This window comes from Gaiella sp., assembly GCF_057140465.1.
This window is the reverse complement of the sequence record NZ_DBNHWK010000045.1, coordinates 1-18,871: the sequence shown is the minus strand read 5'-3', so window position 1 is coordinate 18,871 and position 18,871 is coordinate 1. Positions and strand designations below refer to the sequence as shown.

Below are 18,871 nucleotides of genomic sequence, written 5' to 3'. Positions count from 1 at the left end.
AGTTCCTGGCGGTGCGCAAGCTCCGCGCCGAGCGCGGCGAGGGGCTTGAGCCGCGGGACGAGGCGGCCGGCGGCATCCTGGCCTTCGTCGGCCCTCCGGGCACCGGCAAGACGAGCCTCGGCCGCTCCATCGCGCGCGCGCTCGGGCGCGAGTTCCTGCGCATGAGCTTGGGCGGCCTGCGCGATGAGGCGGAGATCCGCGGCCACCGCCGCACGTACATCGGGGCTCTTCCGGGGCGCCTCGTCCGGGCGCTGCGCGACGCCGGGGCGATGAACCCCGTGATCCTCCTCGACGAGGTCGACAAGGTGGGCGCCGACTGGCGCGGCGACCCGTCCGCGGCGCTCCTCGAGGTGCTCGACCCGGCCCAGAACGCCACGTTCCGCGACCACTACCTCGACGTCGAGGTCGATCTCTCGCAGGTCGTGTTCATCGCCACCGCCAACATCGCCGAGACGATCCCCGGCCCGCTGCTCGACCGGATGGAGGTGATCCGGTTCGACGGCTACACGCCGGACGAGAAGGCGGCGATCGCCCGCGGCTACCTCTGGCCGCGCCAGCGCGAGCGCGCGGGCCTGCGCGAGGACGAGGCGTCGATCACGGACGAGGCGCTGGCCGTCGTCGTCGCCGAGTACACGCGCGAGGCAGGCGTCCGGCAGCTCGAGCGCGAGCTCGGGACGATCCTCCGCAAGACGGCGACGAGCGTCGCCGCGGGTCGGGTCGAGGCGCCCGTGACCGTGGACGTCGCCGCCGTCCGCGAGGCGCTCGGGCGCCAGAAGTTCTTCCGCGAGGCGGCCGAGCGCACCGCGGTTCCCGGTGTCGCGACCGGGCTCGCCGTCAACGCGACTGGCGGCGACGTCCTGTTCGTCGAGGCGACCGCGGTCGGGGGCGGCGAGAAGCTCGTCCTGACGGGGCAGCTGGGTGACGTGATGAAGGAGTCGGCGCAGATCGCGATGTCCGCCGTGCGCTCGCACGCCGATGCGCTCGGCATCGACGACCAGGCGTTCGAGCGCTCCTTCCACCTGCACGTCCCGGCGGGCGCGATTCCGAAGGACGGGCCGAGTGCGGGCGTGACGATGGCGACCGCGATCGCGTCGCTCCTCTCGGGACGGCCGGTACGGCACACCGTGGGCATGACGGGCGAGCTGACGCTCCAGGGCCGGGTGCTGCCGATCGGCGGCATCAAGCAGAAGGTGCTCGCCGCGCACGCCGCCGGGCTGACGGACGTGGTCCTGCCCGAGCGCAACCGCGCCGACCTCGACGACGTCCCCGAGCACGTGCGCGAGGAGATGGCCTTCCACCCCGTGATGTCCCTCGACGAGGTGCTCGAGATCGCGCTCGAGCCGAAGCCGATCACGCATGTCACGCTGTAGGCGCTGCACGCCGGTTCCCTCCGAGGTCAGGGATGCGGCCGGCGTGCTCGAGCGCCGCTGGACCGTGTCCATCCTCTGGGCGTCCTACGCGGGCGCATCCCGGTTCAACGAGTTCCGCCAGGCGGTCGGCCCGATCCCGCCGACGACGCTCGCCCAGCGACTCACGGAGCTCGAGGAGGCCGGCGTCCTCCACCGATCGGTGATCGACGCGCGACCTCCCCGTGTCGAGTACCGGCTCACGCCGCACGGGCGGCGGCTGAAGCGCGTGGTCGACGCGCTGGCAACCTGGGCTGCGGCGCCTCGCTGACCCTCCGACCGGCGGCCATGGGCCCGTGGCCGGGAGCTCACTGCCCCTATAGCTCGAACGAGTGACTGCCGATACGAGGGGGCATGAGCGAGACGATGCTCGAGAGCCGGCTGATCGGAGAGCTCTTCGTGGAGCGCGGCCTCGTCACGGAGGAGCAGCTCCAGCAGGCGCTCGCGCTCCAGGATGCACAGGGAGGGAAGCTGGGGGAGATCCTCGTCGCCGAGTTCGGCGTCTCGCGCGTAGAGCTCGCGAGCGTCCTCGCGCAGCAGTGGGCGGAGGCCGAGCGCGGCGCCCGTGCGGACGTGGGCGACGAGGCCCCGGAGCCCGCCGTGCCGGCGGACGACGTCGTGCCCACCGTCCAGCCGCTCCGCCGTCCGCTCGGAGAGATCTTCGTCGAGCGGGGGCTCGCCACCGAGGAACAGCTCGAGGCCGCCCTCGAAGAGCAGCGACGGAGCGGTTCCAAGCTCGGAGAGATCCTCGTGTCCCAGGGCATCCTGTCGCGTCTCGACCTGGCCGGCGCGCTCGCGGACCAGTGGGCGAGCCTGCAGAAGCTGCGCCCCCCCGATCCGAAGCCGATCGAGCCCTGGCAGCAGGTCGCACCGCGGGAGCTCGCAGCGGAGCCTGGGCCGACCCCCGCCGCAACGGACGACGACGACCTCGCCGTCCTCGTCGCCGAGCTCGATCGGCGGGTTCGCTCGGCCGAGGCCGCAGCGTCGACCGACCGGTGGCGTGAGGATGTCCGCGCCGCGGCCGACGCCCTCGGCGCACGGATCACGGCGCTCGAGCATAGGCTCGACGGAGTCGACGGGAGCGACGCGTCCGCGCTCGACGAGCTGCGGGCGATGGTCGCCGAGGTCACGACACGCATCGACGGGCCACACGCCCGGCTGGACGCGGTGGAGGAGCGCCTCGGAGGGGGCATGGCCGAGCTGGGAGCACGGCTCGATGCGCTCGCGGAGCGCCTCGGCCCGCTCGACGGCATCGACGACCTTCGGGGGGCCGTGGGGCGCCTGCAGCGCGAGCTCGACGAGCTGGCGGCCCCGCGCGACGAATTGCAGTCCGGGATCGGCGACGTGGAGGAGCGCGTCGCCGGTCTCGAGCATCGCCTCGAGTCCCTCGCGGCCGCGGAGGAGACGGGGGCTTCCGCGGCCGGCGAGGACATCCGCTCGCGCCTCGACGCGCTCGCCGTCGAGACCGCCCGCGTCGCCGACCTCGACGGGATCCGAGAGGAGATCGCCGTCCTGCGCGACGCCGCCGCCGCCCACGACGGCACCGGATCCGCCCACGGGCTGGCGGAGCTCCACGCCCGTCTCGACGCGGTCGCCGCGAACAGCGCACTCGGGAACGAGCTGACCGGGCGGGTTCACGACCTCGCGGGGCGCCTGGACGCCCTCGCTGCCGATGCGGCGCGCAGCGGGGACGTCGAGACGCTGCGCGACGAGACCCACATGGCCGCGGAGCGCCTCGCGGCGCTCCAGGATCGGCTCGACGGACGCGGCGACGGGACCGGCGCGCTCGCGCAGTCGGCAGAAGAGCTCTTCGGCGACCGGCTCGGCCGGCTGGAGTCGCGCCTCGCCGAGATCACGGCGACGCGCGAGACGGACGCGACGCGAATCGGGGCGCTCGTGGAAGAGATCGAGGCGCTCCGGGCGACGGCAGAGGTGGAGCCCGTCCACGACCTCTCGGAGGTCGTGGGGCGGTTGGACGAGCTCGCCGGGCGTGTCGAGGACGGCGCGACGCGGATCGAGCTGACGGCGCTGGCCGGCGATCTCGGCGCGCAGGTCGCGCAGCTGTCGGCGGGGGTGCAGGAGTCGATCACGACCGCCGACGCGGCCCGGTCGGCGGCGTCCGCCGAGCTCCGCGACGCGGTCGCCGCCCTCGAGGCGTTGATCGGCACGCGCGAGGCCGCGCTTCGCGACGGGCAGGCGTCGATCACCGGCGATGTGCAGGCGCGGGTCGCCGAGGTGTGGGGCGTGCTCGATGCGATCGGCGCACGGATCGACGAGATCCAGGGTGGAGCCGCCGGGGGCGAGGGACTGCAGCAGCAGGCGGATGCGCTCGAGCAGCGGCTCGACGGGCTCTCGGTCTCCGTCGACTCCGTCGCCGCCGGGCTCGCCGAGACGCGCGCGGTGGGCGATGGGAACGCGCACGAGCTCGTCGCGCTGCGTGCGGAGGTCGCGATGCGCCTCGACGAGCTCGCGGCGTCGCTGCAGGAAGGGCTGGCCCGGCTCGAGCGGCGGGCGGACGAGGCCGACCGTGCGAATGCCTCGAGCAGTGCCGGCACGATCGAGGAGCTCCGCCGCGTCTCCGATCGGGTCGTCGAGGTCGAGAGCGCCACGATCGCCGCCGGAGAGGCGTCGGCCGGCGAGCTCGAGCGCGTCGCCGGCTCGCTGACGTGGCGGCTGGAGCAGGTCGAGCGCGCACTCGCGGACGGCGGCCTGGCCGAGCGCCTCGCCGCGATCGAGCATCGACTCGAGGCCGGTGCCACCGTCACCGACGAGCACGTTCGGGCCACCGAGAAGGCGCTGCGCAAGGGCCTGGCGGCGCTCGCAGAACGCATCACGGAGGCCGAAGGGGCGTACGTCGACTCCGGGAACGCACTCCGCCTGTCGATCGAGCGTCTCGGCTTCGCGATCGCAGAGGCCGACGTCCGGATCGCGGAGCGGGACGACGCCGTCGCGGTCGAGCAGCACCTCGCGCTCGCCACCGCCTACGTCGCGTTCGCGCCGACCGACGAGGGCTACCGCCTCGTCGCACTCGACGGCACCCCGCCGGCCGTCGGTGAGGAGATCGAGCTCGGCGGGCGATCGCTGGTCTGCACCCGTGTCGGGACGTCGCCGCTTCCGCTCGACGCGCGACCGTGCGTGTACCTCGAGCCGCGCGTCTGACGGCCCTCCCTGAGACGAGTGAGCGAGCCGGGCCCGCTCGCGTCCGATAGCTGACCCGTGGGCCTTCCGGCTGCCTCGGCCACACGTCCTCGACCCGCGGCGCCCGACACGGCGGCCCGCGCGAGTGCTGACGCGGGATCGGAGGGAACGCCGTGAGCCGTTCCGCCGCCTCGGGCGCCTCGCCCACGACACGGACGATCGGCGACATCCTCCTCGAGCGCGGCTTCGTCACGAGCGAGAAGCTCGAAGAGGCCGTGAAGCGACAGGAGCACTCCGGGAAGCCGCTCGGCCAGATCCTCGTCGAGGAGGGTGCGATCTCGCGGCTCGAGCTGGCGAGCGCGCTCGCGGAGCAGTGGTCGGACATCGGCAGCGTGTCGCCCGAGTTCGGGCTCGGGACCGAGCCGTCCGAGCTGGGCGCGCCGCTCGTCGAGCTGCAGGAGCTTCGGAACTCGCGGCGGGTGCTCGAGGAGCGGCTCCGCGCGTACGAGGAGCTGCCGCTGACCCGCGAGGACGAGGACGAGCGTGCGCTGCTCGCGTCCCGGCTCGCCGGTGTCGAGGCCGCCGTCGCGGGCCTCCAGGAGCACGACGTCGCCCGAGACGTGATCAAGGTGCGACAGCTCGTCGACAAGCTCTCGGCCCGGGTCGAGGAGCTCGCGCACACGGCACCGTCGTCCGACGACGCCCGGGCGGCCGCCGAGCGCGTCGGCGACGTCGACAGGCGTCTGGCGGCACTCGGTGCGGCGGTCGAGAAGGCCTTCCGCGAGATGGAGCGGCGGGCGGAGCAGTCCGACGACGCGCTGGGGGCGTTGGCGACCGAGGTGCGCTCGGGGCCGGCCGCGGCGGTCGACGGCCTCGCCCGTCGTGTGGCGGCGCTCGAGCCCCTCCTCGCCGGCCTCGCTCCGTCCGAGCGGGTCGACGCGCTCGAGGCCACGGTGCAGGCGCTCGCCCGGGCCGCGGCCGAGCGGCCCGACCCCGCAAGCGCGATCGACGGGCTCGGGCGGCGTCTCGACGCGCTCGCCGGTGACGTCGCGTCCGTCTCGGCGACTCACGCCGAGGTGGCTGCGCTCGGGTCGAGGGTGGACGAGATCGCAGCCGCCCTGCATGCCCGTGTCGAGGAGCTCGCCGTCCGCCAGCGCACCGACGGCGGCCTCGCGGGCGCCGTCGACGAGCTCACCGCGCGCGTCGACGCCCTCTCCTCCCGCCCGGTCGCCGACGGGGAGACCGACACCAGGGTCGCCGAGCTCGCAGTCCGCCTCGACCACCTCGGCGCGACCGTCGAGGGACTCGGCGCCGCCGTCGAGCGGGAGGGCGGCCCGGCGGAGTCGGATCCCGTGCTCCTCGCCCGGCTCGACGGCCTCACCCGCGACGTCTCCGAGCTCCGCTCGCGCCCATCCGCCGACCCCGATCTCGCGGCGCGCCACGAGGCGCTCGCGCAGGCCGTCGGCGAGCTCCAGGCCCGACCGACGGGGATCGACGAGCTCCGGGCGGCGATCGAGGCGCTCACCGCGCGCGTCGACGCCGTCGCCGACCGACCGGCCGGGGATCCCCGGGCGGCAGCGCTGCTCGACGCGCTGCAGGCCCGCATCGACGTGCTCGAGGGCCGAGTCGACGACGCGGGGTCGCCGGGCGATCTCGTCTCTCCACTCGACGAACGGATCGCGCGTCTCGAGCATCTCGAGCAGGAGCGATCGGCGCAGCTCGAGGGGGTCGAGGCACTCGCCCGCGAGGCCGGCGACCTCGCGCGCGAGCGGGCCGCGGCAGGGTCGGATGCGCTGTCCGAGCGGCTGGCGGCGCTCGAGCGTGGCGCCGCGGAGCTCGGCGATCAGGTCCGTCGTGCGGAGGAGGACGCCGCCGGTCGCCTGGGCTCCCTCGACGCCCGCCTCGATCGGGTCGCCGCGCGGCTCGACGAGCCCGAGCGTGCCCGCGTCCCGGTCTCCGTCTCCGATGCGCTCGCCGCGGCGGGGGCGACCGGCGACGACCAGGACGTGGAGCGGCTCCGGATGATGGTCGAGCGGCTGATGCACGACTTCGCCGAGCACCGCCGCGCGGTGTCCTCGGCCCTGTCGTCGCGTGAGTTCACCGCGCTGCTCGAGGAGCTCGCCGCGCGCGTCGACGAGCTCCAGGCCGGCGGCGTCGTCGCGGCACCGGGCGGCAACGGCGCACCGGCGCCCCGGGCCGACGTCCGCGCCCTTGCGACGCGTCTCGACGAGGTCGAGGAGTCCGTGCGCACGTCTCGCGACGGCGTCTTCCGGCGGCTCGAGCGGATGATGGGGACGATCGACTGGCGGCTCCAGCGCCTCGAGCACCCCGAGTCGATCGACGACGAGCGCTGAGACGGTGCGTCAGGAGCCCTGCGCGTCGAGCTCGAGCGAGCAGGAGTTGATGCAGTAGCGCAGCCCGGTCGGATGGGGGCCGTCGGGGAAGACGTGCCCGAGATGCCCGCCGCAGGCGGCGCACATCACCTCGGTGCGCACCATCCCGTGATTCGTGTCGGTCTCGGTGATCACGCGATCGGCGGCCGCCGGCTCGAAGAAGCTCGGCCACCCGCTCCCCGAGTCGTACTTCGTCTCCGACCGGAAGAGCTCCGCTCCGCATCCGGCGCAGCGGTAGACGCCGGGTGCCTTCTCGTCCCAGTAGGCGCCCGTGAAGGGGCGCTCGGTGCCCTTCTCGCGGAGCACGCGGTACTGCTCGGGGGTGAGGCGGGAGCGCCACTCGGCGTCCGTCGGTGTCGTTCGCTCCGTCATCGCCGACAGTGTCGCACGCGCGTGCGCGGCCCGGCCGCCGAGCGCTCCGTCACAGCATCGCGAGACGCTTGGTGATCGCGGTCTCTGCGACCTCCTGCACGTCGTGGTGTCCCGTGACCGCCGGCAGGAACTCGTCCCGCTCGAGTGACTGGAGGACCGCGTCGGTGATCGCGGTGACGGTCGCCGTCCGCGGCACGTCGCGGAGGAGCGCGATCTCGCCGAACACCTCCCCGGGCCCGAGGTCGGCGATGTGGCGGCCGTCCTTCGTCACCTGCACGGTGCCGCTCTCCACGACGTAGACGCGGTCGCCGGGGTCACCCTGGTGGACGACGACGTGGCCCGCCGTGACCTCGACCGGCACGAGCGCGCGCGCGAGCCGCTCGAGGATCGGTTCCGGCAGGCGGGCGAGCATCTCGACCCCGCGCAGGAGGTCGAGCCCGGGCGGGGCGAGCACCGTGAGGTCGATGCGTCGGAGCCCCGGCAGGCCGACGAGGCCGACGAGGCCCACCGCGGCGCCGATCGCGGCGAGCCCTGCCCGCAGCCCGACCCACTCGATCAGCGCGGGCATCAGGAGCGCCCCGAGGGCCATCGTGCCGATGAGCGCGCTCTCCATCGCGCCGAAGACACGGCCCATCACCTCGGGTCGCGTGACGCGCTGCAGGATCGTGTAGGCGTTCACGTCGACGAGCGGGTTGGCGACGCCGATCACCGCCATCGCGACCAACGCCATCCCGAGCGTCGGCCAGGCCGCGATCAGCAGCAGCGGAACCGCCCAGAAGATGACGCCGACGCCGAAGTCGAGCGCCAGGCGGCCACGCTGTGCCAGCACGAGCGCGATGAAGCCGCCCACGAGCCCGCCGACGCCGAGGATCGAGTCGAGGTACCCGACCCCGGGCTCGCCGAGGTCGAGGAGGTCGAGGGCGATCGCGATCGTGAACACGAGCGACGCGCCCGCGACGACCGTCTGCGCGCAGTAGAGGCCGACGATGAGCCGGAGCGACCGGTCGGCGAAGATCGTCCGGAAGCCGGCCGTCGACTCCTGGAGGAAGCTCGGCGTCGCGGCTCTGTCCTCGGGCTCGGCCGCCGCCTCGGGCGCGTCGACCGTGCGGATACCGGCGATCATCGCCGCCGACCAGACGAAGGTGGCTGCGTTGACCGCGTAGACGACGGGAATGTCCGCGATCGCGAGCAGCAGGCCGCCGAGCGCGGGCCCCGCGAAGAAGCCGATGCTCTCGATCGTGCTCGACGCGACGTTCGCCGCCGTCAACTCTCCCGGGTCGCGCGCGAGCGAGGGCAGGAGGGCGGCTTGTGCCGGGCGGAACATGGTGGCGGTGATGCTCGTCACCGTCGCGAGCGCATAGACGGCGAGCGCCGGCCCGTCGACCGCGATCACGACCGCGGCGCCCGCGACGAGCGCCGCGCGGACGAGGTCGGCCGAGATCATCACGCGCTTGCGGGGCAGACGGTCGGCGAGCGTCGACGCGAACGGCCCGACCAGCGCCATCGACACGTAGCGGACGACGCCGAGGATCCCGACCGCTGCGGGCCCACCCTCCCCGTACGCGTAGACGGCGACGCCGACCGCGTAGGCCCAGTCGCCGACCACCGAGCCGCCGAATGCCAGCTCGAGACGCCGGAGGTTCGGGTTGCGGAAGACCCGAGCGAGGGATCGGCCCGACTCGCCGACCCGGTCGAGGATCCCGTTCAGCTGACCGCTCCGGGCGTCACGGCGGGAGACGAAATCACATTCACCCACCCCGTGTCCACGGTCGGCGCCGCCGCGGGGCGGCGTCGGGCACGCGCCCGGGCGCAGGCCGTCGTCGATCCCCGATCCCTGCCGCGGCGTTCCCCCCGGTGCCGGTACGAGGTCCCCCCGATTCGAGGAGCGGTGCCGGGCTCGACAATGGAGGCGGATGGACGACGCGGCGGCGACCGACGGCCCGCAGCCCTCCCACGGGCGAGGGCCGACGTCCGTGCCGTTGCTCGAGGAGACGATCGGCGCGCGGCTCCGCGCCACCGTGGCGCGGTTCGGCGAGCGCGAGGCGCTCGTCGACCGCGGGCACGCGTACCGCGCGACGTGGGAGACCCTGTGGGACGAGGTCGACCGCGTGGCCCGGGGGCTCGTCGCGCGAGGCGTCGAGAAGGGCGATCGCGTGGGCATCTGGGCGCCGAACCGTTTCGAGTGGGTGATCGTGCAGTTCGCGACCGCGCGGATCGGGGCGATCCTCGTCAACGTCAATCCCGCCTACAAGGCGGCGGAGCTGGAGTACGCGCTCACCCGGTCCGGCGTGAGCACGCTCGTCCTCTCCCGGGGCTTCCGCCGCACCGACTACGTCGCGATGCTCGACGGGGTTCGCCCCTCGTGCCCCGCGCTGCAGCGCACGATCGTGCTCGAGGACGACTGGGACGCGCTGCGTGCCGACGGCGACGCCGTCTCCCGGGACGCGCTCCGCGCGCGCGAGGCGACACTGCACCCGGGCGAGCCGATCAACATCCAGTACACGTCCGGCACGACCGGCTTCCCCAAGGGCGCGACGCTGTCGCACCGGAACATCCTCAACAACGCGTACTTCGCGGCGCTCCAGCTCCGCTACACCGAGCGCGACCGCGTGTGCGTCCCGGTGCCGTTCTACCACTGCTTCGGCATGGTGCTCGGCACGCTCGCGTGCATGACCTGCGGGGCGGCCGTGGTCGTCCCGGGGGAGTCGTTCGACGCACGCGTCGTGCTCGAGACGGTGCAGGCCGAGCGATGCACCTCGCTGTACGGGGTCCCGACGATGTTCATCGCCGAGCTCGAGGACGGTCGTTTCCCCGCGTTCGACCTCTCGAGCCTGCGCACGGGGATCATGGCCGGGGCGCCGTGCCCCGTCGAGACGATGAACGCCGTCCGCACGCGGATGCACATGACCGAGGTGACGATCGGCTGCGGCATGACGGAGACGTCACCGCTCGCGACGCAGACCGCACCCGACGACCCGGTCGAGAAGCGCGTGACGACGGTCGGGCGGCCGCATCCGCACGTCGAGATCAAGGTCGTCGACCCGGAGACCGGCGAGGTCGTCCCGCGCGGCGTCGTCGGCGAGCAGTGCATGCGCGGCTACAACGTCATGCTCGGCTACTGGCAGGACGAGCAGGCGACGCGTGACGCGATCGACGCCGACGGCTGGATGCACTCCGGCGACCTGGCGGCGATGGACGAGGACGGCTACGTCGACATCGTCGGCCGGATCAAGGACATGATCATCCGCGGCGGCGAGAACATCTACCCGCGCGAGATCGAGGAGTTCCTGATCGCGCTCCCGGAGGTGGCCGAGGCCTACGTCGTCGGCGTGCCGAGCGCGCGGTACGGGGAAGAGGTGATGGCCTGGGTCAGGCCGGCCGAAGGGGCGGCACCGACCCCCGAGTCGCTCGAGGCCGCGTGCCGGGGTCGGATCGCGACGGTCAAGATCCCACGCTACTGGCGCTTCGTCGAGGACTTCCCGATGACCGTCACGGGCAAGGTGCAGAAGTTCCTGCTCCGCGAGCGGGCGATCGAGGAGCTCGGCCGTGCGGCCGAGACGGAGGGGACGGCGCCGCCGGCCCTCGTCGCCGGGAGGACGGCGTCGTAGCCGGCGTGGCCCGTCACGCTCCGGCGCGCAGGCGGTAGCGCATGTCCGCGTCGCCGGAATCGCCGATCGTCCGCGCGCGTGGGGTGACGAAGCGGTACGGGCCGACGGTGGCCCTCGACCGGCTCGACGTCGACATCGGCCCCGGGATCACCGGGCTGCTCGGCGCCAACGGGGCGGGCAAGACGACCTTCATCGCGGTCATGCTCGGCCTGCGCTCCCGGGACGAGGGAGAGCTGACCGTCCTCGACGGGGACCCCGGGACCTCCGGGATCGGGGTGCGGCAGCGCATCGGGTTCGCCCCGGAGCACCACGACCTCCCCCCGGACGTCCAGGCCGCCGACCTCGTCCGCCACCTCGCCGAGCTCCACGGGATCCCCCGGCACGCCGCCATCCAGCGGGCGAACGATGCGCTCTGGCACGTCGGCCTCGGCGAGGAGCGGTTCCGTCCGATCGGCACGATGTCGACCGGTCAGCGCCAGCGCGTGAAGCTCGCCGGGGCGATCGCCCACGACCCCGACCTCGTCCTCCTCGACGAGCCGACGGACGGTCTCGACCCCCTGCAGCGCGACGACATGCTCGCGTTGATCGGGCGGATCGGCAGCGACTTCGGCATCGACATCGTCGTCTCGTCGCACCAGCTCGAGGAGGTCGAGCGCATCTGCGACGCCGTCGTCATCCTCGACGGCGGCGCCGTCGTGCGATCGGGGCGTCTCTCGGGCCTTCGGCGCGTGGACGACCGGCTGCGCGTGACGGTCGACGGCCGTCCCGAGGAGCTCGCGGCGCGGCTCCGGGCGCGAGGGTTCGACGCCGTCGTCGACGGCGCGAGCGTCGTCGTCGTCGTCGACGGCGCCGACCGGCTCCACGATGCGGTGCGCGACGCCGTCGCCGAGCTCGGAGTCGGGCTCCGTCGGCTCGGGCCGCTCCGGCAGACGCTCGAGGACGTCTACCTGGAGGCGAGCGGATGATGCGGGGAGGCCAGCCGTGAGCACCGAGCCCGCCGCACGGATCTACGACCTCGGCTACCGCGCGTACGACGGCCCGCGCCGCGGCACCGGCTGGGCCCCGGTGACGATCTGGAGCCACACCGTGCAGCGCGTCCTCGGGCTCCGCCGGAGCTTCCGGCACAAGATCCTCCCGGGGCTCGCGCTCGTGATCGCGTTCGTGCCCGCCCTGATCTTCGTCGGCATCGCCGCGTTCCTCCCCGTCGACCTGATCGGCGACGACATCCTCCCGTCGTACGGGGAGTACTACGGCTTCATCACGACGGCCCTCGTGCTCTTCGCCGCGTTCATCGCGCCCGAGGCGCTCTGCACCGACCGACGCACGAGGATGCTCGACCTCTACCTCGCGGGGCCGCTCGACGTCAGGCGCTACCTCCTCGCGAAGTGGGCGGCGGTCGCGGCCGTGTTGCTCACGATGACCGTCGGCCCACAGCTGTTCATGCTCGGCGCGTTCACGATCGAGGCTGCGGGGCCACCGCTGCGCGACGTGCCCGAGCTCCTCCTCGAGATCGCGATCGCGGGCGTCGGCGTCGCCCTCTTCGCGACGGCGGTCTCGATGGGGGTCTCGAGCACGACCTCGCGGAAGGCGGTGGCCGCGGTCTCGACCGTCCTGCTCTTCCTCGTGCCGAACATCGTCGTCGACGTCGTGGTGGAGAACACGGATGCCCCGGACGAGCTCGCCGTGCTCACGTCGGGGGTGGCCGGGGAGTTCGCCTGGCGGGTGTTCGGCGAGACGCGACCCATCTCCGATGTCGACATCCCGATCGAGCGCGTCTCGACGCCGCTCGTCGTCGCCGGGATGGTCGGCTGGGTGCTCGCGGGCGCGATCGTCTGCTCGCTCGGCTACCGCCGCCTCGGGAGGGCGCGATGAGCACCCATTCCCCGACGATCCGGTCGCAGGGGGTCTCGAAGTGGTTCGGGAGCCTCGTCGCCGTCTCCGACGTGACGTTCGACGTCGGCCCAGGCGTCACGGCCCTGCTCGGGCCGAACGGCGCCGGCAAGTCGACGATGCTGCGGATGCTCTGCGGGCTCGCCCGGCCGTCGAGGGGCTCGGTGCGCGTGCTCGGGCGCGATCCCCGCAGCGACGTCGGCGTGACGCGGGAGATCGGCCTCGTCCCGCAGCAGGAGACCGTGTTCGAGCCCCTGACCGCCCGTGAGTTCGTGCGGGTGTGCGCGACGCTCCACGGCGTCGAGGACGCCGACGCCGCCGCCCGGCGCGCGCTCGGTGCGGTCGCGCTCGACCCCGACGACCGCCGGCGGCTGCCGACGTACTCGAAGGGCATGCGGCAGCGCGTGAAGATCGCGCAGGCGATCGTCCACGACCCGCCCGTGCTCGTGCTCGACGAGCCGCTCGCCGGGCTCGACCCGCGCCAGCGCGCGCACATGATCGAGCTCTTCCACCGTCTCGGCGACGAGGGACGGTGCGTCGTCGTCGCGAGCCACGTCCTCGAGGAGGTGGAGCGGTTCGGGTCGGACGTGCTCGTGATGGCGAAGGGCCGGCTCGCCGCGTCCGGCGACTACCACCGGATCCGCGACCTGATGGACGACCGCCCGCTGCGGGTGCGGGTACGGGCCAGCGCACCGCGCGAGCTCGCGGCCGCCCTCCTGCGCGAAGGGGTGCTCGTGGCGGCGCGCGTCGACGGCGAGGACGGGCTCGTCCTCGACGCCGCGGACGCCCGGACGCTCGCGCGCGTGCTCCCGCCGGTCGCCCGCGACCAGGGCGTCACTCTCTTCGAGGTACAGCCGCTCGACGAGGGCCTCGAGAACGTGTTCCGCTACCTGGTGGAGCGATGAGCGCCGGGGGGGCCGTCGCGCCGCGGACAGCGCCGACGTCCTGGGCGTCCTTCGTCGCCCTCTACCGGCTCGTGCTCCGGATGCAGGTCACCGTCTTCCGCGTCGTGGGCATCTGCGCCCTCGGGGTGATCGCCGTCCCGCTCGGGCTGCTCGCGCGCGCCAACGACGAGCCCGTGCGTGCGGCGACGGAGATCGTGATCGGCTACGGGCTCGGGCTCGTCCTCCCGCTCGCGGCGCTCTGGCTGGCGACCGCGTGCATCGGAGACCTCGTCGACGACCGCCTGCTCGTCTACGTGTGGCTGAAGCCCGTCGCGCGCTGGCAGTTGCCGATCGCGGCGATCCTCGCCGCCGTGACCGTCGTGCTGCCGCTCGTCGCGGTGCCGCTCGTCGTCGCCGTGGTCGTCGCCGGCGCCGGCGAGCTGCTCGGCTCGCTCGTGGCGGCCGCGCTGCTCTCGGTGCTCGCCTATGCGGGGTCCTTCGTCGCCGTCAGCCTGTGGCTGCGTCGCGCGCTGTGGTGGGGCCTGCTCTACGTGCTCGTCTGGGAGAACGGCCTCGCGCGCGCCGTCGACGGCGCGGCACGGCTCTCGATCGCCAGCTACGCGCAGTCGCTCGTCGCGCGCGCGGCCGATCTCGACATCCCCTACGCCGACCGCTCCGCGGCCGCCTCGATCGTCGTCCCCGTCGCGTTCGCGACCGTCGGCGCCGTGCTCGCCACCGTCAGGTACCGGCGAGCCGAGATCGACTGAGTCGACGGGCTAGGCGGGCATGCCGCCGACGCTGGTCAGCCGCACGTGGCCGGCCTCCGCGTGCAGCGGTGCACGTCGATCGACCCGCACCGTCCACTCCTCGCCGACGACGAGCACCGGGCAGGGTGCCCGCTCGACGAGCCGGCGGCTGACGTCGCCCAGCAGCATCTCTGCGAGCGTCCCCTGGAGACGCGTCCCGACGAGCAGCAGGTCGTACCCGCCTCGGGCGAGCTCGTCCGCGACGACGTCGACCGGGTCTCCGAACCGCAGCTGGGCGTCCGCCTCGACGCCGTGGTCGCGCAGGTGCGCCTGCGCCTCCGCGAGAGCTGCCTCGACCGGGTGTGCCTCCCACGTGGTTCCGGCCGTCTGCTCCTCGGCGACGTCCCCGCGCGTGGCCGTCTCGCCGGGTGACACGACGGCGAGGAGCACCGTCCGGTCGACTGCCTCGCCCATGCGGGCCGCCTCGTCCAGGATCCCCTTCGATCGCTCGCGTCCGTCGTACGCCAACAACACCTTCATCGCAGGCCTCCTCTCGTCGATGGGTGCACCTCCAGGCTGCCGCGTGTCGACGGCCACGTCATCCGCGCCTGCGCGGAGCCGGTTGCCGAAAACTCCCGACTCCGCAAGGGGGCGCGTCCGTGGTCGCGCCGGGAGCTCGCGTCTCCGCCGCCGTACCATCGGGAGCGTGGAGACGATCGGGCACGTGCTCGCGTACGTGCGCCGGGGATGGTCCGTGGTGCCCGTGCACGCCGTTCGCGCCGGCCGGTGCTCCTGCGGCCGGCGCGAGTGCCCGGCTCCGGGGAAGCACCCACGGGTGCGCTGGGAGAGCGCGATGCACGAGCGGGCGACCGCCGCGCAGGCATCGTCGGCGTGGGAGCGGTGGCCGGACGCGAACGTCGCCGTCGTGACGGGGACGGTCTCGGGCGTCGCCGTCCTCGACGTCGACCCGCGCAGCGGCGGGGACGAGACGCTCGCGCGCCTGGAGCAGCGGTGGGGTGCGCTGCCGTCGACCGTGGAGGCCCGCAGCGGCGGCGGCGGCCGGCACGTGTGGTTCGCCGTCGAGGACGAGGTGCCCTCGGCGGTGCTCGGCCCGGGCCTCGAGCTCAAGGCGGAGCGGGGCATCGTGATCGCGCCCCCGAGCGTGCACGCCTCGGGCGGCCGCTACGCCTGGCGGCCGGGGAGGGGCCCCGACGAGGTCGTGCTCGCAGTGCTCCCCGCATGGCTCGAGACGCTGTCGCACGGCGATCCCGAGGCCGGGTCGCGGCACCCGCTCGCCGACCCGCCCGTGCGGACGACGGGGGAGCAGGAGGAGTTCGCCGCCGCGTGGGAGCGGGCGGGCGTCGTCCTCCGCCCGGGCGACCACTACTACCTGTGCCCGTTCCATCCGGATACGCGACCGTCGCTGCACGTCGACGCCGACGGGTGCCGCTGGTTCTGCTTCGGGTGCCGCCGCGGGGGCGGGCTGGGACGGCTGCTCGGCCTGCTCGGCGAGCCGGCACGACCGGTCGAGCGGGCGCGCCGGCGAGGGCACGTCGGCGGGCCCCGTCCGGTGACGCTCGAGGGCGACCTCGAGGTGCCGGTGGTGGGAGAGTCGCTCCACCAGGACGCCCTGCTCGAGCTCGCCGGTGGCCGACGCACCTACGGCGGGGTCGACCTGGAGGCCGTCGCGGAGCTCGAGCTCGACCTCGACGATCCGGTCGAGACCGTCGTCGTGCGCGTGCTGATCGAGGATCGCGGCGTCGGGCGCCTCCAGCTCGAGGACGCGGAGCGCTTCCGGGCGGCCGTCGAGGAGGCGGTGTCCCACGACGGGCGGGCGTCGTGCCACGCGCGGATCCGCGGGGGCTGGGACCGCGGCCGCGACGACGTCGGCCTGTTCGGCGTCGTCGTCCTCCTCCCGGAGATCGGCTAGACGCCGCGTCGGCCGCGCGGCCCGATGGAGCCCACGAAGGCCTGGTGTCCGGGGAGCCGCCTACCCGCCGCTCGTGAGGCCGTCGAGGTACGCGAGCACGCGCTCCAGCGGCTCGACGTCCCCGAACTTGGCGTCGATGTCGAAGAGGTTCCACTCGACGACGCCCGGCACGCGGTCGCCGACCGCCTCCCGCACCACGATCGGGCGGAAGCCCTCGGAGATCGCGTCCTCGCACGTGTGGCGCACGCAGCCCGCCATCGTCACGCCGGTGAGGATCACGGTGTCGACGCCGTGGGCCGTGAGGAAGCTGGAGAGGTTCGTCCCGTGGAACGCGCTCGCACGCTTCTTCGTGATCACGAGCTCTCCCGGTGCGGGGCCGAGCCGGTCGTCGATCTGGACCTCGGGGGTGCCGACCTCGAGCAGCTCGACGGGGATCTTGTCGACCCACAGGCCCATGTCGGAGTTCGGCCCGTCGACGATCTCGTACGCGGTGGTCGTGTAGACGATCGGGACTCCCTTCGACCGTCCGATCGCGTTCAGCGCCTGCGCCGCCGGGATGATCGTGTCCATCCCGTCGCACGAGAACGCGTGCCCGGGCCGCGTCCAGGCGTTCGCGAGGTCGATGTGGATGATCGCCGGGCGGGCGCCGAACCCGACGCGGCGCTGGAACCCACGGTTCTGGTAGATGCCGGTGTCGGCGTCGAAGATCTTGTCGAGCATGGATCGGATCTCGTCGGGCGTCACGATGTCTCCTCTCGAACGGTCGGGTGTGCTCGCCGGGTGCTTCCCCATGACGCTAACGGACGAGCCTCCGGCGAGCGACGGCGAGGCGGATCGTCGTCGAGGCGCGCCGGCCGTGGGCGGCGAGCGACCCCGGGCTCTGGAAGGATGGACCTCCGGTATCGAACAGAGGAGGTGGCCCGTGGACAAGGTGCTGGTGATCGTGCCGTTCGCCTTCGGCGAGGAGGGGATGGCGAACAGGGCGGCGCAGATGGACGACGTGCGGCTCAGCCCGGACGTCGTCGTGGACTTCCGGGGGGTGAAGGCCGGCCCGGCGCTGTTCGACAGCCACCACGACTGGGCGCTGGCCGACGTGGCGATGTTCGAGGCGGGGCGCACGGCGCAGGACGACGGGTACGCCGCCGTCTGCATCGACACGATGAGCGACTCCGGCGTGAACGCGCTCCGGTCGATCCTCGACATCCCCGTGATCGGCCCGGGGCGGTCGTCGTACCTGATCGCGCTGATGCTCGGGTCGACGTTCTCCGTCCTCACGCAGTGGGACCCGTGGATCGGCCTCTACCGCAAGGGCCTGGCGGAGTGCGGGCTCGCGGACAAGTGCGTCTCGATCCGGTCGATCAACGCGATGCCCGATCCCGAGAACCTGCTCGGCGGCAAGGAGGAGGTGATCTTCCCGCAGCTCCGCGACATGGGCATGCGCTGCATCGAGGAGGACGGGGCGGAGGTGATCTGCATCGGCTCGACGACGATGCACCAGGCGGTCCCGTTCCTGCGGGAGGAGCTCCCGGTGCCGGTGATCAACCCGGGCCCGCTCACCTACAAGGTGGCGGAGATGCTGCTCGGGCTCGGCCTCACCCACAGCCGAAAGGCCTACGGCCGACCGCACGTGCCGAAGCCGGGGATGCTCGAGGCGATGATGGCCGCCGCTGCGGCGCACGAGGCAGGGGCCTAGCCGACGGCGGTCACCGCCCGCGGCGACGGGCGGGCCGCCTGCCCAGGCACACGGCAGGTCAGGCGGCCGGAAGGGAGCGCGTGACGACGAGCCGGAGCCTCTCCTGCGCGGTGACGACGACCTCGTCGCCGCGGTCGGCTCCCTCGTCGCACCGCGCGTCCCAGGTCTCGCCCCGCAGCCTGACCTGGCCCTCCGGTCGGCATGCGGTGACGACGACGCCGGTCTCGCCGATCAGGGTCTCGGCGCCGACCGCGACGCGTCGTCCACGCACCGTCCGGTTCCAGAAGACGACCTCGCCGGCGAAGAGCGCGAGGCCGGCCAGGAGCCCGACGACGTTCCACGGCGACGGCAGCACGAGCAGGAGGATGATCGCGAGGAAGAAGAACACGTGACGAAGCCTAGGGCATCGCCGCTCCCGCCTCGTCTCGGCGGGCATGTCCGGCGGGACGTGCACCGGCGGCAAGGGGGACGACGACCAGGTCGCCGGCGGTCGGTCGGGCGGGGGTTCAACGGCGGCCCCGGCGACCGCCCCGGCTCGCGTCCACGACCACACCGCCGCCAGTACTCGGCGAACGTGGGCCAAGACGCCGGAGACCCGTGACCGGCCCGTTCCTCTACCGCATCCACGACCACAACGCCGACGACCTCGGCCTGATCGAGCACCCCGCCCCGAACCTGGAGCCCGGTGACGTGATCGTCCTCGCGGACGGCCGGGAGGCGCTGGTGACCACCCGGTTGGAGGGGTCACCGTCGGGGCGGTTGACGGCGATGCTGCAGGTGGCGGTAGCGGAGGCGGGGTAGTCCCCACGGG

General features: G+C 73.6%; 17 protein-coding genes. 12 read left to right on the top strand and 5 right to left on the bottom strand.

What is annotated here, in order from left to right; all coding sequences use genetic code 11:
* The 4 genes from lon to AC162C_RS06545 form a co-directional block, all read left to right on the top strand.
* Window positions 1-1,370, top strand: a 1,370-nt coding sequence (lon, locus tag AC162C_RS06560) for an endopeptidase La (protein WP_484096860.1), incomplete at its 5' end; no start/stop codon positions are given.
* Complete coding sequence (locus tag AC162C_RS06555; protein WP_462973678.1) at window positions 1,357-1,677, top strand: winged helix-turn-helix transcriptional regulator; 321 nt, start codon at window positions 1,357-1,359, stop codon at window positions 1,675-1,677. The genes lon and AC162C_RS06555, both read left to right, overlap by 14 nt.
* 83 nt (window positions 1,678-1,760) lie before the next feature.
* Window positions 1,761-4,565 carry a cyclic di-GMP-binding domain-containing protein, MshE-related gene (locus tag AC162C_RS06550; RefSeq protein WP_484096859.1) on the top strand — a complete coding sequence of 935 codons (2,805 nt, stop codon included), beginning with the start codon at window positions 1,761-1,763 and terminating at the stop codon, window positions 4,563-4,565.
* Between the two features lie 152 nt (window positions 4,566-4,717).
* Window positions 4,718-6,898, top strand: coding sequence for a cyclic di-GMP-binding domain-containing protein, MshE-related (locus tag AC162C_RS06545; protein ID WP_484096858.1), 2,181 nt, complete (start codon window positions 4,718-4,720; stop codon window positions 6,896-6,898).
* A gap of 9 nt (window positions 6,899-6,907) precedes the next feature.
* On the opposite strand, the gene msrB is transcribed toward AC162C_RS06545, so the two are convergent.
* A complete protein-coding gene (gene msrB, locus AC162C_RS06540; protein WP_484096857.1) occupies window positions 6,908-7,309 on the bottom strand; it encodes a peptide-methionine (R)-S-oxide reductase MsrB in 402 nt (133 codons plus the stop codon).
* 49 nt (window positions 7,310-7,358) lie between these two features.
* Entirely contained in the window at window positions 7,359-9,065 is a 1,707-nt protein-coding gene (locus AC162C_RS06535; protein WP_484096856.1) for an MFS transporter, read from the bottom strand.
* 157 nt (window positions 9,066-9,222) lie between these two features.
* Between AC162C_RS06535 and AC162C_RS06530 the strand changes: the two genes are divergently transcribed.
* From AC162C_RS06530 to AC162C_RS06510, 5 genes are all read left to right on the top strand, one after another.
* Window positions 9,223-10,917 (top strand): AMP-binding protein, encoded by a 1,695-nt coding sequence (locus tag AC162C_RS06530; RefSeq protein ID WP_484096855.1) that lies wholly within the window; start codon window positions 9,223-9,225, stop codon window positions 10,915-10,917.
* Window positions 10,918-11,000: 83 nt separating this feature from the next.
* Window positions 11,001-11,882, top strand: a complete 882-nt coding sequence (locus AC162C_RS06525; protein ID WP_484096854.1) for an ABC transporter ATP-binding protein — start codon at window positions 11,001-11,003, stop codon at window positions 11,880-11,882.
* A gap of 16 nt (window positions 11,883-11,898) precedes the next feature.
* A complete protein-coding gene (locus AC162C_RS06520; RefSeq protein ID WP_484096853.1) occupies window positions 11,899-12,789 on the top strand; it encodes an ABC transporter permease in 891 nt (296 codons plus the stop codon).
* Entirely contained in the window at window positions 12,786-13,712 is a 927-nt protein-coding gene (locus tag AC162C_RS06515) for an ABC transporter ATP-binding protein (protein WP_484096852.1), read from the top strand. Before AC162C_RS06520 ends, AC162C_RS06515 begins: the two co-directional genes overlap by 4 nt.
* A complete protein-coding gene (locus tag AC162C_RS06510) occupies window positions 13,709-14,458 on the top strand; it encodes a hypothetical protein (RefSeq protein WP_484096851.1) in 750 nt (249 codons plus the stop codon). The genes AC162C_RS06515 and AC162C_RS06510 overlap by 4 nt, the downstream gene beginning before the upstream one ends.
* A gap of 9 nt (window positions 14,459-14,467) precedes the next feature.
* On the opposite strand, the gene AC162C_RS06505 is transcribed toward AC162C_RS06510, so the two are convergent.
* Window positions 14,468-14,977 carry a universal stress protein gene (locus AC162C_RS06505; RefSeq protein ID WP_484096850.1) on the bottom strand — a complete coding sequence of 170 codons (510 nt, stop codon included), beginning with the start codon at window positions 14,975-14,977 and terminating at the stop codon, window positions 14,468-14,470.
* Between the two features lie 166 nt (window positions 14,978-15,143).
* Here AC162C_RS06505 and AC162C_RS06500 point away from each other — a divergent pair, with 166 nt between their 5' ends.
* A complete protein-coding gene (locus AC162C_RS06500) occupies window positions 15,144-16,367 on the top strand; it encodes a bifunctional DNA primase/polymerase (RefSeq protein ID WP_484096849.1) in 1,224 nt (407 codons plus the stop codon).
* 60 nt (window positions 16,368-16,427) lie between these two features.
* On the opposite strand, the gene AC162C_RS06495 is transcribed toward AC162C_RS06500, so the two are convergent.
* The gene (locus AC162C_RS06495; protein ID WP_462975616.1) at window positions 16,428-17,087 is read right to left on the bottom strand and encodes an isochorismatase family protein; all 660 of its coding nucleotides are present in this window, start codon (window positions 17,085-17,087) and stop codon (window positions 16,428-16,430) included.
* Between the two features lie 202 nt (window positions 17,088-17,289).
* Here AC162C_RS06495 and AC162C_RS06490 point away from each other — a divergent pair, with 202 nt between their 5' ends.
* On the top strand, window positions 17,290-18,060 hold the full coding sequence (locus tag AC162C_RS06490; protein ID WP_484096848.1) for an aspartate/glutamate racemase family protein: 771 nt from the start codon (window positions 17,290-17,292) through the stop codon (window positions 18,058-18,060).
* A 58-nt stretch (window positions 18,061-18,118) separates the two neighbouring features.
* Here AC162C_RS06490 and AC162C_RS06485 read toward each other — a convergent pair whose 3' ends face one another.
* A complete protein-coding gene (locus tag AC162C_RS06485) occupies window positions 18,119-18,448 on the bottom strand; it encodes an NfeD family protein (RefSeq protein WP_484096847.1) in 330 nt (109 codons plus the stop codon).
* A 209-nt stretch (window positions 18,449-18,657) separates the two neighbouring features.
* On the opposite strand from AC162C_RS06485, the gene AC162C_RS06480 reads away from it, so the two are divergent.
* Complete coding sequence (locus tag AC162C_RS06480) at window positions 18,658-18,861, top strand: hypothetical protein (RefSeq protein WP_484096846.1); 204 nt, start codon at window positions 18,658-18,660, stop codon at window positions 18,859-18,861.
* Window positions 18,862-18,871 lie beyond the last annotated feature (10 nt).

Bases quoted from the DNA above. Each gene is read 5' to 3' on its own strand.
- AC162C_RS06530 (WP_484096855.1), top strand. From the start codon at position 9,223: ATGGACGACGCGGCGGCGACCGACGGCCCGCAGCCCTCCCACGGGCGA.
- AC162C_RS06495 (WP_462975616.1), bottom strand. From the start codon at position 17,087: ATGCTCGACAAGATCTTCGACGCCGACACCGGCATCTACCAGAACCGT.
- AC162C_RS06555 (WP_462973678.1), top strand. From the start codon at position 1,357: ATGTCACGCTGTAGGCGCTGCACGCCGGTTCCCTCCGAGGTCAGGGAT.
- AC162C_RS06550 (WP_484096859.1), top strand. From the start codon at position 1,761: ATGAGCGAGACGATGCTCGAGAGCCGGCTGATCGGAGAGCTCTTCGTG.
- AC162C_RS06510 (WP_484096851.1), top strand. From the start codon at position 13,709: ATGAGCGCCGGGGGGGCCGTCGCGCCGCGGACAGCGCCGACGTCCTGG.
- msrB (WP_484096857.1), bottom strand. From the start codon at position 7,309: ATGACGGAGCGAACGACACCGACGGACGCCGAGTGGCGCTCCCGCCTC.
- AC162C_RS06505 (WP_484096850.1), bottom strand. From the start codon at position 14,977: ATGAAGGTGTTGTTGGCGTACGACGGACGCGAGCGATCGAAGGGGATC.
- AC162C_RS06515 (WP_484096852.1), top strand. From the start codon at position 12,786: ATGAGCACCCATTCCCCGACGATCCGGTCGCAGGGGGTCTCGAAGTGG.